This is a genomic window from Alteromonas sp. C1M14 (assembly GCF_018860965.1).
GTDB lineage: Bacteria > Pseudomonadota > Gammaproteobacteria > Enterobacterales > Alteromonadaceae > Alteromonas.
This window is the reverse complement of sequence record NZ_JAHKQF010000018.1, coordinates 123933-139448: the sequence shown is the minus strand read 5'-3', so window position 1 is coordinate 139448 and position 15516 is coordinate 123933. Positions and strand designations below refer to the sequence as shown.

Sequence of the window (15516 nt, the reverse complement as noted above, 5' to 3'; positions counted from 1 at the left end):
ACCATGCTTACCATCGCCAATACAACCTTTCGTTCGCGGTTACTTACCGGCACCGGCAAATTTAGCCGCCCTGACATTATGCAAGCGGCGATTGAAGCCAGCGAAAGCCAACTGGTTACTCTTGCCCTTAAACGCGTAAATAACACCGCTAAGCAAGCCGACCCCACATTAACAATTTTACGCTCATTGCCTGTCACCCTGCTGCCGAACACCTCGGGCGCGGCCAATGTCGACGAAGCCATTTACGCCGCACGATTAGCCCGAGAACTGTTGGGCACCTCTTGGCTAAAACTAGAAATTCACCCCGATCAACGGTATTTACTACCCGACCCCATCGAAACCTTAAAAGCGGCAGAGGTATTGGTAAAAGAAGGCTTTCATGTATTGCCTTATTGCAGTGCCGACCCCGTTTTATGCCGCCGACTGCAAGATGCGGGTTGCGCTGCGGTAATGCCGCTTGGTGCACCTATTGGTTCTAACCAAGGCCTACGCACCATCGACTTCTTACGTATCATTATAGAGCAAGCCACGGTGCCGGTAATTGTTGATGCCGGTATTGGCAAGCCTAGCGATGCCTGCGCTGCCATGGAACTGGGCGCCGACGCCGTGTTGGTGAATACCGCCATCGCCACCGCTAGAGACCCGGCTAACATGGCCTATGCGTTTGCCCGTGCCGTAGCGTGTGGAAGGCAGGCTTTTTTAGCGGGCACGGCCAGCCAACGTAGTACCGCCGACGCCTCTAGCCCCATTACCGATTTTTTAGGGGCATTATCATGACAGTAGCCCAACACATGCTGGCGCAAAACTGGGACGACATTCGCCTTAAACTGTACAGCAAAACCTCACAACAGGTTCGCGCCGCATTAGCATCCCCTCGCCCCACCTGGGAAGATTTTTTGGCGTTGATTTCTCCTGCTGGCGAACCTTACCTAGAAACCCTAGCCTTAAAAGCCAAAAAAATTACGCGGCAACGTTTTGGTAATACGGTGTCGTTATTCGTGCCACTGTATTTGTCTAATTTGTGCGCCAACGAGTGCACCTATTGCGGCTTTACCATGAGTAACCGTATAAAACGAACAAAATTAGACAAACAGGCGGTGGCAAACGAAGTCGCGGCCATTAAAGCCATGGGGTTCGATTCGGTGTTATTGGTAACCGGCGAACATGAAACCAAAGCGGGCATGGCGTATTTTCGAGAAATTTTACCGGCCATCACCCCTCACTTCAGCTTTGTTGCCATGGAAGTGCAACCCCTTGATACCTGCGATTATCGCGCGTTAAAGCAGTTGGGAGTAAATAGCGTGCTGGTGTATCAAGAAACCTATCACCCCCAACGTTATGGTCATTATCATTTACGGGGGAACAAGCAGGATTTTAGCTATCGGCTAGATACCCCCGACCGGTTAGGTAAAGCCGGAATGAAAAAAATTGGGTTAGGTGCCCTGCTGGGGCTGTCAGACTGGCGCACCGACAGCGCCTTTACTGCGCTGCATAGCGAACGCATTCAAAACACCTACTGGCAAAGCCGAGTGTCGGTGTCGTTCCCTCGAATTCGCCCGTGTAGCGGTGGTGGCATTGACGCGGTAAGCGCCATTACCGACAAACAATTAGTACAGCTAATATGCGCTTATCGGGTGTTTTTACCCGACGCCGAACTAAGCTTATCTACCCGCGAAAGCCCTTGGTTTCGTGACAATGTGGTGCCGCTGGCTATTACCACCATGTCGGCGGCGTCGCAGACTCAACCTGGCGGATACAGCGAGCCTTCAGCGGCGTTAGCGCAATTTTCTACCGAAGATACCCGAAGCGTAACAGAAGTGACCCAAGCCATTACCCAAAGCGGTTTAGAAGTAGTATGGCGCGACTGGTTACCGGGTTTTGGCTGCGAGGTATAAACCCCAATAACACGCTGTTTGGCGCATTTATCATTGTTATGCCACAAAAGAAGAGGCTACACTTACGCTACACCTGTTGCACTGCCAAAACGCAATAGCAAAAGTAGCATATGGCGCTAATGAACCGCCCATAAAAACTAAGTGGTAACTATGGACAAACGCCCTACCATTAACGATGTTGCGCGCCTTTCGGGTGTGTCTAAACGCACTGTATCCCGTGTAATTAACGGTACTGGCAGCGTAGGCCCAAAAACCCTTACCAAAGTACAGGAAGTGATAGCCGAACTGGGCTTTTCTCCTGACAAACAAGCCCGCGGACTGGCCGCTAGCCGTTCATATTTACTGGGATTGGTTTACGACAACCCCAATTCGTTGTACATCGACCAAGTGCAGCGTGGCGTGGTTAGTGTGTCTTCAGACAAAGGCTACGAACTGGTAGTGCACCCCTGTAATTACAATACCCCAGAATTTGTGGAAAACTGCCTAAACTTTGTAAAAAGGTCGAACATAGACGGTTTAATACTGTTACCGCCGGTTTCTGAAAGTAAACCCTTAGCCGACGCGCTAAAACTAAACGAAATTCATTATGTAAGCATGACCTGCGTGAAGTTGGACGACCCCGAACATATGGTAGTGTCTGATGATCGCGCCGCTGTTGGCGAACTTGCACGGTATTTGGTGTCGTTAGGGCTTTCTGACATCGCCGTTATAAGCGGGCCAAACGACTATTATTCGTCGGTAGAGCGACTGGAGGGATTTCGCGACACTTTAGCCCATTTAGGTATTACTTTGCCCGATAATCGCGTGGTACTAGGCAATAATTACTACGAAAGCGGATTACGATGTGGCCGTGCCCTACTTAGCCAAGATAACCCACCTGAAGTAATTTTTGCCAACAACGACGAAATGGCAGCTGGCGTACTAAAAGTGGCCTACGAACTGGGTATTCGAATTCCCGAAGATTTATGTGTAGCGGGTTTTGACGACGACCTATGGGCTTCGCGAGTAATCCCCCCCCTTACCACACTGCGCCGGCCAGTAACGGCTATGGCTAAGCTAGCCGCCAAAAAACTGCTAGGCATGATAGAAAACAATCCAGGTTTTGAAGCAAAAGAATTTTTGGTAAAACCGTCGCTAATTGTACGAAGCTCTACTCGAAAGTCGACTTAGTGGTATGGTTTACAAGAAGCTGAAAGCGGCTTTACACAACCTTTGAAAAGTGGCACTGGCCTTGCACTAACAATGTGCATTTTTGAATATCTTAGTTGGGTATATTCGATAAAACGGTGAAAGTGACTATCAAAGCAGGCGCTTAGCGCTAGAAACCAAGTAGAATACTGGTTTCACTATGAATTAAACGCAAATACGGTATAGTTACGCGCTGGTGCACCAGCACCAGTATGGTGATTCATGGAGTTGTCACTAAGCTACAGTACAATACCAATCGTTTTCTCACCTCTTCTAGATAGTACTGAATAGATACCAAAGGATGGTTTTGGATGAACGTATTTTCATACCCTCATAATCAGATCAACATATCCTCATGAGTATTTTCGAAGCACTTTGGAATCGGAACTCACGGTATAGCCTGTAGGACCAAGAACCATGAAAATTATATTTATAGTTATTGTGTTATTTTTAATTTCCATAAAATTTGTAATGAGTGAAGACAAAATAAAGGTCTTACCTTGCGGAAGTTATAACAATTGTGTCTTTGGTTCATACACAGTTAGTCCAGAAAGTCCGAGTAAAGAAAAGATTATGTACCTTGAAATAGATGAAGAAGATAGAACTGGTGCAATCCGTATCTATAATAAGAAAAATATGATTGAAAAATTTAATAACATCATTCCAGTTAGCTTAGTAGACCCTCACAATGGCGCTCGACAATACTGGAATGATGAAAACACTATCGTTTATCAAGATGGTTATCAAACCATAAAAATATTCGATATCGATAAGAGCGAATTGAAAGCTGAAATCGACGGAAAACTAGGTCTAATAAACGCAAAAAACAAAATACTAGTTAAAAAAGATTTCCACTCAGCTACTAACTCACCGGGAATTTACGTCTACAGTATTCTAGAGAAAGATGAAAGTTTAATAATATCCTACAAAGATTTGGAAGCTAAATTTTGCTTAGATGATGAAAAATGTAAATTAAAAGATGTATGGAATCTAAAATTTTCAGAGGATGGAAACAGTATATTCTTTCGCGTTGATTTGATGATAGGGAAAACTAAAACTCAATATCTAGCAAAATATGATGGAAAATCGATTATCAAAAGGGACTTAATGATACATTATCTTATAGCCAAAGATGGTGTGTATGGTGGAGTAGATAATTTCTTAACAAAAGTTGATTTAGACTTTGAGAGCTCTGAAAAAATTAATTTGCAAGTAAATCATTTTGATATTTCTTCAGACCTAGTAGCAACTGATAGCGCCTATTACAGCGAAATAATTTATATAAAACTATGTAAAATGTCTAACTTCGAATGTGAGACTGTATTTTCAAATAACTTCGATGATCTAGTATGGGAACATTTTTACCACCTAAACCCCTCTTTTTCGGACGATGGCAAGAGATTATATTTCAACTATCCGATAAGTGAAAATTCTGTACAAGCGGCGTATATAACACTATGAAAAAAGCCACTTCAATTTTAGTTATAACAGAGCAAAGAAGTTTAATACTATCTTTTTTTCTAGTACTAGGAATAAGTCTAATATCACAGGGATTAGCTATTTTAGCAGGATTGCTTATAGCATTACTATATACATTAAAAAACAAAACCATAAAATTAAACAGTATTACAATACTTTTAACTGCATTTCTTTTTGTTAATTTAATTTTTGGATTTATTAATGGTTCCAATCTCAGCCTTTTACTCGAAGAAATATTACGTAACTTTGCTTTTATACTTATATACACTGTAATTATTAAAAAGTTAGATAATGAAAGTATTGATTCATTAATAGAAATATTTTCAAAACTAGTTATTTGTACACTGATACTTTATCCTATATTAATGTATCACGGTAGATTTACTTCAATTTTCCCACACCCTAACCACCTAGCCTATGCTTGTAATTTAATGATTGCATACATATTACTAGTCCGAGGTGCTAGAAACATTACTGAAAAGACTACTATAGGCCTATTACTACTTTTAATATTACTGTCAAACTCATCTGGCGGAATTATTTCAACGTGTTTAACACTTCTTCTTTATAATTTTAGAAAAAGTATACCTAAATTTTTAATAGTCAGTATTTTCATTGCAATTCTAATTTGGGTATTGAAAGACACACAGCCATTATCACTTATATTTGAAAAATTCAATTCCGTGAACTTGGGTGAAATTGAATCCCGCTCAGCAAAGAGAGCTTTCGGTAATGATACATCTCTTGTTTGGCGTATAACTTATTGGTACGCAATAATAGATAGCCTATTACATCATCCAACCTGGAATCACTATTTTGGACTTGGCATCGGAACCATGTCTTATCCTAATTACTACTTCCACTGGATGATTACGGACCCTCACAACGATTACGTTAGGAAGATAGCTGAAATCGGCTTTTTAGGAGCCACAATTTACTTTACTATTTGGTATCTCATAATCAGAAAGATGAAAACAAAGTTATTTATATTTTCTATATTTTTGATTCCCATGCTAGTAGGAAATATGATAGTGAACGTGACGTTTATGCTGTTATTATTTCTTTTTATAGAGAGAAGTATCAGGAGTCAGCGATGATCATATTTGTAGCGTCATACCCAAGATCTGGAACTACATTTTTAGCAAAATCCTGCGTAGAAAAATTGGGATTTTACTCAATACCTGAAAGTCATTTTCTACATGACTTATACGAAGAACTGGCTAAAAGTAAGTGTAAAAGAATTTCGTATGAGAAGTTGGGTCAAATCTTGAATAATTCATTTAAATTTAGAGTGTGGAACGTTTCGATACCACATTATGAGTTTATTGACGCAAGTAATATCGCAGAATTATTCTATCGATTAGTCGCCGCTTATAATGAAGTTGATCTTGAATCTATCCAGAATGGAATTGTTATAGATCATACACCTGAAAATACATTATGGATAAGCGAACATCTGCGTTATTTTGGGAACGCTTGTAAAATTTTACCTCTCATGAGAGACCCACGATCTCTATTCAACTCGATAAAAGATTTACGATGGGGCCCCAATACTGCCTATTATTTTTGCAAACATTTTGTTAAATATTTAGATATAATTGATACGTACGTTTCAAAAAGTTCATCCGATATTTGTTACTACGAAGAGCTAATCAAAAATTTAGATGAGAATATTTCAAAGTTTGGAAACAATCTAGGGTATTACGAAAAGAATCTCTCTTCGAAATTTGAGTTACCAGGATATACAAAAAGCCAACATACATTAGTCGAAAAGAAACACGGACAAAACAAAAGAATCAACGCATGGCAGACAGAGTTAGACACCACTAGCATTCAATATATTGAATCATTTTTCTCTTCTAAAAAATATGCAGTTCTTAATGACTACGATTTTCCTTTAAGTGGAAAAGTTGATTCAAATATTTTCTTTACTTTCATTGATGAATATTATAAGAAAATAAAGAATAAATTTTATAGAAAAAAACTAGAGCGGAGCATTTAAAATACTTATGATGGAAAAAATCGCTGTCGTAACTCCTTTAAAGGACGAAATTGATAATATCGATAGACTGATTAACTCTATCTCTACTCAGTCAACAAGAATTTATTGTTGGATAATAGTAGAGAATGGAAGTAAAGATGGCAGTAAAGAACTGTTAGAACGAATCAAAACAATCGATAACGTTGATAATTTCATAGTTCTAAATTTCGCTCTTCCGAATGAAGAATATCAATTGGGAGTCAAATACTCGACTGTAGTTAACACTGGCTTCGAACATTTAATGAAGTTGATTAAAGAGGGAGATATTGACAAGCCAGACTTTTTGGGAATATGTGATGCAGATTGCTTTCCTTCCAGCGATTATTATAAAACCTTAACTGAATACATGAAAGATAATAGTATTTCAATATCAAGCGGTATTGGAATATTCGAGGACGGAAGTAAAGATGGTGAGGCCAGCGAATGGGTTAGAGGCAACTGTAGATTGTGGACATACGATTGTTTTATGGATTGCGGATACTACGTAGGGCCATCAGCCGATACGCTATCACTTGGTAAAGCTGAACTGAAAGGTTATAAAACATACCCATGCCATGAGCTTACTTATACTTGCCGAGAAATGGGATCTCGTACTAGATATTCTTATTATGGGTATTCTAGTTATTATCGAGGGATAACGCCTCTCTACGCAGTATTAAAGTTCTTTAATTTTATTGCCATAGGCCAAAGAAAGCAGTCTATTGAATATTTAAAAGGTTACTTTTCGTCAATGTTCGGTAGAAAAGAAAGGCTTCCAGATTTGGAGCTTAGAAAACATTTTTCTAATACTCTTTCCAGAAAAATAAAAAAAGCTTTTTCAAAATGAAAAAAGAAATCTTAGGTGTAAAAATTGATGACATAACAATGCGTGAAATTATTGATTCAATATTTAACTATAAATATGAAGGAAAAATAATAGTTACGCCAAATGTCGATCATATAAATAGATATAATAAAAGTATTAAGTTTAAAAATGCGTATGATAAAGCTGATATCGTTGTAAATGATAGTAGAATACTTAAAAAATTGAGTAACATCTTAGACAATCCACTTCGATACGTAAATCCTGGAAGTGATATTACAAAAGTGATCTTTGAAGACGCTAGAGCAAAAAATTTAAATATATGTTGTATTGGAGCCTCTCAAGACGATATAGAGAAGATTAAAGCTAAGTATCAAATAGAAGAGATCAGCCACATTGAACCGTCATTCGGCTTTATTAATAAAGAGTCCGAAGTGGCAGAAATTGTAGAACAAGCGAGACTAATGCCTAGATCATTATTTTTTCTTGCCGTTGGAAGTCCTAGACAAGAGATATTAGCAGAAAAACTCAAAGAAAATGGCGTTAAAGGTGTATTTTTGTGTTGTGGAGCATCTCTGCTCTTCCTTTCAGGTTCAGAAAAACGTGCTCCGAAATTAATTCAAGACCTGAATTTAGAATGGCTATTTAGGTTAATGCAATCACCTCGTCGCCTTTTTAAAAGATATATAGTCGAAGGTCCTTACATATTTTACTTAGTTATAAAATATAAAATCAAAAAATGAAAAATCTCTTAATCTCTTTGTTCTCTGTCGGTTTTTCTAAGGTTCTCTCTGCATTTTCTGGGCTAGCGCTAACTATATTAGTTACAAATACTCTATCTGCTGAAGATGCGGGTTACTTTCTTTTTATAGTAACCTTATCGTTTGTGTTATCTGTCATTTATAGACAAGGTAGTGACAACTTAATATTACGTGAATTTAATCTTTTAGAAGATAACGAAAAAGTAAAATTTGCTACAACATTATGGAGTAGAATTTTAGCTATTTCTATTATTTTTTCTCTTTTTTATTGGTTCCTACGTCTTACATTTCTTGATATAAGTTTTAGCCGATATATATACTCAATTGATTATCTATCCATTTTTATTATTCCTCTTACACTTCTTAATTTTATAGGATTTATTTTTCAGTCGAAATCAAAGTTTATTATGGCGAGTTTTTGCCAAACTTTTGCAGTAAATATTATTTTTATAATATGTGTGCTTATTATCTCTTTTCTCAGTCATGAGGTTGAGCTCAAATATTATTATTATTTTTACATCCTCAGTACTATTATCTCGTTAACTTTTGCGATTTATATACTTAAAAAATCAAACGTTAAATTTAATCTAGATAATTATAGTTTTCGTCTAAGAAAAGATTCAGAAACAACGCGTGTAATTTTCTACCAATCAACATTGCTTGGATTAGTTGTTCAATGGGGTATCTATTTCATTTCAGTATTATTTTTAAATCCCTCAGAAATTGCAGTATTAAGTGCATGCAATAGGTTTGCTTTTGTTTTAGGTTTCATACTAACGATCGTAAATACAGTTTCTATTCCACTTTTCGTTAAAGAAATTAAAAAAGGAGCTAATAATTCTCTTAGAGAAATTGCATGTTCTTTTTCATTTATTTTAGCTTCAGTTACTTTACCTCTTATAATAATATTATTTATATACAGTAAAGAACTAATTGGAATTTTTGGTGAACACTACGAAGAATATTTTTTAATTTTACAAATTTTACTTCTTGGCCAACTTGGTAATGTGTTAACAGGTTCAGTAGGTTATCTTCTCAATCTTTCTGGAAACGAAAAAGATGTACGGCAGGTATCAATAATTGTCACGTTATTCATACTAGTATCAGCTTTTCCTTCAGCTCACTATGGTGGACTAATAGGTGTAAGTATCGCTATTTCCCTGTCTATTTTACTCCAAAATTTGTCACTTTTCGTTTTCGTCCGATATCGGTTAGGTTTTTGGCTCGTACCAATTCTAAGTCGAAAAAATATAAATACGGTTATTAAGGCATACAGAAATGACTAAAAAGATTGGATATATCAGAAACTTAGATGGTATTAGAGCGTTATCAGTTATGCTGGTTCTCATATCACACTTTGGTTTAGGACATATCGTTCCAGGCGGATTTGGCGTTACTGTATTCTTTTTTCTTAGTGGTTTTCTTATAACGACTCTGTTGATAACTGAGTACGATACCAAACAAAGTATATCTATCAGTAATTTCTTTCTTCGCAGATTTTTTAGATTGTTTCCACCGGTTTTTATTTTGCTTTTAGTTAGTTATTTGTTGGTTAGTTTTAATTTTTCAGAAGGGGAAACTAGTATTAACTCGTTTTTCTACCAACTGTTCTATTTAGCAAACTACAATCAGATATTTGATCTTTCGCTCAAAGGCCCAGATGGAACAGGCATCTTATGGTCTCTAGCCGTAGAAGAACATTTTTATCTCGGTTTTCCAATACTGTTACTTATATCATTCAACTATCAATCTAGAAGGAGTTTGATAGTAACAATACTTGTTATCTTAATAAGTGTCTGCATTTGGAGGTTTGTTCTATTTGATATTCTTCACGCAACACATAATAGAATATACTTCGCTACCGATACGAGGATAGATAGCATACTATTCGGCGTTCTACTTGCTTTGACAAGGTTTAATCCAATTATTAATAATGATAGCGATGAATCACATACAAGCTTGCCAAAACTAGCTATAGTTATGCTGATAGGGTCCGCAGCTATATTGCTTATTTCATTCCTATATAGAGACAACACTTTCCGAGAGGCTTTTAGATATAGTTTTCAGGGTATTGCATTACTTCCGATATTTTATTGTTTACTAAAATATCCTAATTTTATCCTCTGGTCCTGGTTAGAAAATTCCTTCTTAAAAAGAATCGGGGTTTTATCATATAGCATTTATTTATCACATTATTTTATCTACAAAACTTTAGAATTTCAGCTAGATAATAAAACTGTTATTATTGTGTTTTCAGTTATTGTTACCTATCTATTTGCGTATTTGATAGATAAATTTGTAGATAGTTATTTTTTGCAATTAAGAAAAAAATATAGATCTTGATATGTATCGATAGATATAGTTTATGTGATTGATAAATACTTTCTTTTTGCTATCGATGTATAGATACTGCATTATAATTTTTTTTATCTTGTGATTAGATTTTTTCCTAAATAGAATAGGTGGAGAAACTTTCATTCCCTTTATTACGTTTTTTTCTACATAGTCAGATATTATTCGGAATATTTTTACACATCCGATCTTAGCGGCATATTTTGATAGCTTATCTTTATCTATATCTTTATTTTTCAAGATCTTTGCTAAGTCTATTGTCGAATGATGTGGTAAATAACCATCATTGAAAATATGAATTACTAAGTGAATAATATGAAGTTCATACGGAAGAGTTTTAATGCTATTCAAACCGTAGCCTGGATGCTCAAATGCTTTTTCAAATAGCCATGAAGTAGGTATATTAAAAAGATACTGATTCGTTAATCTTTGATGTGCATCGATAACTATCTTATCAATTATCCAAGTTTCTTCGTAAAGCCCCTCAAAAGGCTTAGCTTTAAAAGGTTGATATATTCCTATCTCAGATGGATAGCTTTCTAATAACTTTTTTTTAGTATCTGATGCAATGAGAATATCTATATCAGAACCAACTCTTGATTCATTTACATAAAGAAAATCATTTAATCCAAGTGATTTTAATAGAATAAGACTTGTATCCAAACTATCTAAAAATTTACCTATATCAAAAATTATTTTCTTCTGCTTAGCACCATAAAGTATAATTTTTGACTTTTTTAAAAAGTAATTTTTGAAGACATTGCTTTTGGGGTCAATTGAGATAAATAAATTTTCACACTCATTCAGTAATAGAAATTTAGATAATTCATCCTCTAAAAGTACAGCGTTAGCTAATCTAGTAACAGTCTCTTCATTTTTATAATCACTTAGAATATTACGATAGAAAAATTCTACGTTGCTTTCCATATTGATTCTTAGATGTATGAAATTTAAAAAGGGCTCGAATTAATATTCAAAGCCCCTACATATTATATACATGGGTAATATTATAAGAATCAGCTTTTATCTACACCATAATAGCCGTCTTGATAATAATGTTCACCATAGTAAGCCATCTTCTGCGGCGAGGCCTGAGTAAGAACAACGCCTGTAATTTTCGCATTCACTTTATTTAAGCGAGATATAGTTTCTTTAACCATCTGAATTTTCGTATGCTCCGCTTTCACAGCCACCAACGTAGCGTCTACTTTCTTGGCTAAAATACAGGAGTCGCTAACAGGTAAAGTAGGCGGACTATCAATTACAATGTACTTAAACTTAGCTTTAAATTTCTCTAATAGCGAAGAGAATTCTTTAGAAGAAATAATTTCCATAGGGTTATTGGGAATTTTTCCGCAAGTAAGAACTTTTAGGTTTGGAACTTCAGAAATTGTGCTAAATTCAAGTTCAGAACTTGAACCTTCTATAAGATCTGAAATCCCAATCCTTTTCGTTATATTCAGATCTTTTGCTATAGCGGGCTTCCGTAAATCCAACTCTAGTAACAACGTAGAATCCATTTGACTTAAAGCTGTAGCTAAATTAATTGCTAAAGTTGTCTTTCCTTCACCACTACTACTTGAAGTTATTAGAATAGTTTTTGGAGGATTTTCTATATCAGAAAATAGTAGTCCTGTGCGGATTGTATTTATTGCTTCTGAAAAAGTGCTTCGTTGATCTGCAATATATTGCAACTCTGGAGCAATGCTGTTTCTAGCTTTGGCTACAACAGGAGTTATGCCTAAGGAAGCTAATCCAACTTCTTGTTCCAATTGATCTGGTGTTCTAAATACGCTACCTAACAGTTCGGTTAACAAAGCATATCCGACGCCACTTCCAATACCTAGAATCATACAAGCAAGTAAAATTATGCTAAATCTCGGCCAGACTGGTAATTCAGGATTGGTTGCTTCATCTATAACTCGAATATTAGATGCATCGTATTCTCCAGAGACATCAGCTTCCATCAACTTACTCAAGAAACTCTCATAGATTCGTCTATTATTTTCGACCTCTCGTTCTAACCTTGTTAATTCAAAGCTTTCACTTTGATAAGACTGTAACTCTAGCTTATTCCTTTCTAGCAAGTCTTTTATATTATCAATCTGATTTCTAGCTGACCTATATTCTTCTTTAATATTTTCTACAATTTTAGCGGCTTCTCGATCAAGATTTGACATTGCACTAAGTAGATCTGATCTCGCTGCAATCATTTTAGGGTGCTTCTCACCATATCGTTCTGACAACTCCTTAACTTTTCTACTAAGGGTCGCTTCTTCTCTAGACAAATCACGAATGGTATTACTTTGTAGAACTGGTCCAAGGCTTCTATAACTACCGCCTTGTTTTTCTAACTGGATAATCTGTGAATATAGGCCTTGCGCCTCTGAATACTCAGTTTGCGCTCTCACTAATTCTGTATTCAGAGTTTGTAACTGAGTATTAGCTATACGCTGCTGTTGTTCGGTATCCATCAAGTTTTGAGACAATCTAAAGTCTCTCAACTTATCTTCGGATTCTTGTAATGTTACTCTAAGGTCATCAAGTTGCTCACTTAGCCAATCAGCAGTGTCTTTTATCTGACTCAATCTGGCTTCCAAACCAAATTCAATATAAGCCTCACTAACAGCATTAACAATATCTGCAGCTAGTTTAGGATCTTCGTGCTGATAGCTAATATTTATAATCTGGCTTTGAGTGCCGCCTTCCACAACTAGCCCAGCTTGTATTTCCTGAGCTAGCATTATTTTTATTTTTTCATCAGTTAAGTCAGTAGTTACGTCTTCTTTAGGTTTATCAGAACTAAGAAACTCTTTAATAATTTTCTTGGTCGAAGATAGAACTCCACCGCTCTCACCGCTTTCTTTTAATTCAGCTTGTTCTTTTTTAAATCGCTCAACTAAACCTAGTTTATCTACAACACTTTCAGCTACTTTTCTTGATTGAATAATTTCATACTGAGTCTCGTAAAATAAAAATATCATAGAATTCATTAAAAAAGCGTCTTGAGCATTTGCATTTGGCTGAACTGGATCAGCTTGAATTTTAACTGACGCTTGATAAATTGGAGTAGCTTTACTTAAATATAAAACTCCCAACGAGAAAAAGACAAATGTAAAAAGCATTATGCTCCATTTTCTTTTCTTGAGAATTTTAAAATATAAACCTAAATCTATAGTGTTTTCAGCTTGTTTAACAGAAGAGTCTGCATTCCCTAATTCACGCATATTTGAATTCCTTTTAGAAGAAGCTTTCTTCTACTGTGATTACATCTCCGGGCCTTACCTGAGTAGATATATCTGCCTCAACAGGGACTCCATTACCATTTTCTCTTAAAAGTTTGATATTTTTTCGAGCCGCTCTCTCAGTAAAACCTCCAGCTAAAGTAATAGCCCTTTGTATTGTCATTCCATCTCTAAAACTATACCCGCCAGGTTTGTTCACTTCCCCATTTACATAGAATTGTCTATATTCAACTATTGTTATATTAATATCTGGCTTTTTTAGGTAGTCCCCTAAATAAAGCTCTCTTATCAATTGCTCGGCTTCGGATACGCTCAACCCCTTTACATCTACTTGCCCGATCAACGGCATTGCGATAGTACCGGTGCTCGAAACTCGAGCTTCTTTCAAGCTTAAATCTGGTTCATCGAAAACGCTTACTGAAATTACATCATCAGCACCGAGTTTGTAATGCTCTAAGGATTGAGCATTAGCTAAATTAGACGCAGATATAGTGGATAGAAATAATATTAAAAAACTGAGAAACGAATTACTTTTAACCATGACTAATTGTCCAATTCAACGGCGATAGAAAGGCGAAATATATTAGCTTCGAAGTTAGCTAATTCGTCAGTAGAGTCTCTTTCTTCATAAGTGTAAGAAGAGCCCAATACTATATTTCTTGTAATTGCATATTCTACTCCAACTTCATATGCATACCGCTTATCTTCACGGGTTGACGTAAATACTAATTCATCATTTAGGTAACCGGCATCTGCTGTTAATTTGAGTAGTTCGGTAATTTCATGCTCAAAACTCAGAGAATAAGAGGTTCGAAGAAACCCGCCTACCTCTTCAAGTGAAGAATCCACAGATTCACGTGTCGCAGCTATTCCGACTTTAGTAAAAGTATTAATAGCCCAGTTTAACTCACCGTCGTAAGCAAACCCGTCGATATCTTGTAGACTCTCTAAGTCGTAGTCTCGATCTTGATATCCTATGTTGATATCACCTGAAATTTTATTTGTAAAATCCCAAGTAACACCTGCTAAATAACGAATATATTTATTGTCCAGCTCAAATGTTGTTGCTGGAGAATAATCGTAATTTGTTTGAATGATTTGAGTATAAACCCTGGTTTTAGGTGCTAACCTATAAGTGAAGCGACCACTAAACTGGTTGCTTACAAAATCAAGATAATCTAAACCATTATTTTTATAGTCTTTATCTGTTCTTCTATAATCAAATGATAAACGACCAACAGCAGCCTCGCTACCGTAACTCAGGCCTGCCAAAAAATAGTTTTGGTCATATTTGTTATATTCTGTAATGTCTAGCTGGACACGATTAATAGAACCTGGATCTTCATGTTCACTTTGATAGCCTGCTTCTAATCTAGAGCTAAACTTTAGGGTATGATCAAAGCTAACTTTTCCTTTGAATACATGGTCGTCAAAATCCGCATCGCTTTCATCATTAAACTTTGCATAATCACCAGAATATGATAGCTCGTAACGCTGCTTGCCAGACTCTCCTATTAAGTCTATCGATGGCATAATACTCAGATAGTCGTCAGACTTGGCTAACTCATCCGTAACTCTATAGATATTGTCATCATGAACGATCGAGGCTTTCCCATCTATGTAAAATCCAGCATCAAGGTTTTCCTGAGCCAAAGCCGGAAGCGCTGTTACTGCTAGCCAAAGCGCAGTCGAAACTAAAGTTTGTTTTTTTACCATTCCTAAATTTTCCATAAATCCTTGATTAATCGATAGC

14 protein-coding genes are annotated in these 15516 nt (G+C 36.4%); 10 read left to right on the top strand and 4 right to left on the bottom strand.

The window, feature by feature from the left end:
* Positions 1-3 precede the first annotated feature (3 nt).
* The 10 genes from KO501_RS17095 to KO501_RS17050 all read left to right on the top strand — a co-directional run bounded on the left by KO501_RS17095 (position 4) and on the right by KO501_RS17050 (position 10509).
* Entirely contained in the window at positions 4-777 is a 774-nt protein-coding gene (locus tag KO501_RS17095; RefSeq protein WP_216030904.1) for a thiazole synthase, read from the top strand.
* Positions 774-1895: a 2-iminoacetate synthase ThiH gene (thiH, locus tag KO501_RS17090; protein ID WP_216030903.1), complete on the top strand. Its 1122-nt coding sequence runs from the start codon at positions 774-776 to the stop codon at positions 1893-1895. Before KO501_RS17095 ends, thiH begins: the two co-directional genes overlap by 4 nt.
* Positions 1896-2045: 150 nt before the next feature.
* Positions 2046-3065, top strand: a complete 1020-nt coding sequence (locus KO501_RS17085; protein ID WP_216030902.1) for a LacI family DNA-binding transcriptional regulator — start codon at positions 2046-2048, stop codon at positions 3063-3065.
* Between the two features lie 435 nt (positions 3066-3500).
* The gene (locus KO501_RS17080) at positions 3501-4544 is read left to right on the top strand and encodes a hypothetical protein (RefSeq protein WP_216030901.1); all 1044 of its coding nucleotides are present in this window, start codon (positions 3501-3503) and stop codon (positions 4542-4544) included.
* Complete coding sequence (locus KO501_RS17075; RefSeq protein WP_216030900.1) at positions 4541-5659, top strand: O-antigen ligase family protein; 1119 nt, start codon at positions 4541-4543, stop codon at positions 5657-5659. Before KO501_RS17080 ends, KO501_RS17075 begins: the two co-directional genes overlap by 4 nt.
* Positions 5656-6564, top strand: a complete 909-nt coding sequence (locus KO501_RS17070; protein ID WP_216030899.1) for a sulfotransferase — start codon at positions 5656-5658, stop codon at positions 6562-6564. The genes KO501_RS17075 and KO501_RS17070 overlap by 4 nt, the downstream gene beginning before the upstream one ends.
* Positions 6565-6571: 7 nt before the next feature.
* A complete protein-coding gene (locus KO501_RS17065; RefSeq protein ID WP_216030898.1) occupies positions 6572-7429 on the top strand; it encodes a glycosyltransferase family A protein in 858 nt (285 codons plus the stop codon).
* Entirely contained in the window at positions 7426-8148 is a 723-nt protein-coding gene (locus KO501_RS17060; RefSeq protein WP_216030897.1) for a WecB/TagA/CpsF family glycosyltransferase, read from the top strand. Before KO501_RS17065 ends, KO501_RS17060 begins: the two co-directional genes overlap by 4 nt.
* Complete coding sequence (locus KO501_RS17055) at positions 8145-9452, top strand: lipopolysaccharide biosynthesis protein (RefSeq protein WP_216030896.1); 1308 nt, start codon at positions 8145-8147, stop codon at positions 9450-9452. Before KO501_RS17060 ends, KO501_RS17055 begins: the two co-directional genes overlap by 4 nt.
* A complete protein-coding gene (locus KO501_RS17050; protein WP_216030895.1) occupies positions 9445-10509 on the top strand; it encodes an acyltransferase in 1065 nt (354 codons plus the stop codon). Before KO501_RS17055 ends, KO501_RS17050 begins: the two co-directional genes overlap by 8 nt.
* Here KO501_RS17050 and KO501_RS17045 read toward each other — a convergent pair.
* From KO501_RS17045 to KO501_RS17030, 4 genes are all read right to left on the bottom strand, one after another.
* Positions 10486-11445 carry a nucleotidyltransferase family protein gene (locus tag KO501_RS17045; RefSeq protein ID WP_216030894.1) on the bottom strand — a complete coding sequence of 320 codons (960 nt, stop codon included), beginning with the start codon at positions 11443-11445 and terminating at the stop codon, positions 10486-10488. The two genes, KO501_RS17050 and KO501_RS17045, sit on opposite strands and share 24 nt — an antisense overlap.
* A gap of 89 nt (positions 11446-11534) precedes the next feature.
* A complete protein-coding gene (locus tag KO501_RS17040; RefSeq protein ID WP_216030893.1) occupies positions 11535-13745 on the bottom strand; it encodes a polysaccharide biosynthesis tyrosine autokinase in 2211 nt (736 codons plus the stop codon).
* 13 nt (positions 13746-13758) lie between these two features.
* On the bottom strand, positions 13759-14304 hold the full coding sequence (locus tag KO501_RS17035; RefSeq protein WP_216030892.1) for a polysaccharide biosynthesis/export family protein: 546 nt from the start codon (positions 14302-14304) through the stop codon (positions 13759-13761).
* A 2-nt stretch (positions 14305-14306) separates the two neighbouring features.
* Positions 14307-15479, bottom strand: coding sequence for an outer membrane beta-barrel protein (locus tag KO501_RS17030; protein ID WP_216030891.1), 1173 nt, complete (start codon positions 15477-15479; stop codon positions 14307-14309).
* Between the last annotated feature and the right edge of the window lie 37 nt (positions 15480-15516).

Bases quoted from the DNA above. Each gene is read 5' to 3' on its own strand.
- thiH (WP_216030903.1), top strand. From the start codon at position 774: ATGACAGTAGCCCAACACATGCTGGCGCAAAACTGGGACGACATTCGC.
- KO501_RS17045 (WP_216030894.1), bottom strand. From the start codon at position 11,445: ATGGAAAGCAACGTAGAATTTTTCTATCGTAATATTCTAAGTGATTAT.
- KO501_RS17085 (WP_216030902.1), top strand. From the start codon at position 2,046: ATGGACAAACGCCCTACCATTAACGATGTTGCGCGCCTTTCGGGTGTG.
- KO501_RS17030 (WP_216030891.1), bottom strand. From the start codon at position 15,479: ATGGTAAAAAAACAAACTTTAGTTTCGACTGCGCTTTGGCTAGCAGTA.
- KO501_RS17070 (WP_216030899.1), top strand. From the start codon at position 5,656: ATGATCATATTTGTAGCGTCATACCCAAGATCTGGAACTACATTTTTA.
- KO501_RS17095 (WP_216030904.1), top strand. From the start codon at position 4: ATGCTTACCATCGCCAATACAACCTTTCGTTCGCGGTTACTTACCGGC.
- KO501_RS17055 (WP_216030896.1), top strand. From the start codon at position 8,145: ATGAAAAATCTCTTAATCTCTTTGTTCTCTGTCGGTTTTTCTAAGGTT.
- KO501_RS17060 (WP_216030897.1), top strand. From the start codon at position 7,426: ATGAAAAAAGAAATCTTAGGTGTAAAAATTGATGACATAACAATGCGT.
- KO501_RS17080 (WP_216030901.1), top strand. From the start codon at position 3,501: ATGAAAATTATATTTATAGTTATTGTGTTATTTTTAATTTCCATAAAA.
- KO501_RS17035 (WP_216030892.1), bottom strand. From the start codon at position 14,304: ATGGTTAAAAGTAATTCGTTTCTCAGTTTTTTAATATTATTTCTATCC.
- KO501_RS17040 (WP_216030893.1), bottom strand. From the start codon at position 13,745: ATGCGTGAATTAGGGAATGCAGACTCTTCTGTTAAACAAGCTGAAAAC.
- KO501_RS17050 (WP_216030895.1), top strand. From the start codon at position 9,445: ATGACTAAAAAGATTGGATATATCAGAAACTTAGATGGTATTAGAGCG.
- KO501_RS17075 (WP_216030900.1), top strand. From the start codon at position 4,541: ATGAAAAAAGCCACTTCAATTTTAGTTATAACAGAGCAAAGAAGTTTA.
- KO501_RS17065 (WP_216030898.1), top strand. From the start codon at position 6,572: ATGATGGAAAAAATCGCTGTCGTAACTCCTTTAAAGGACGAAATTGAT.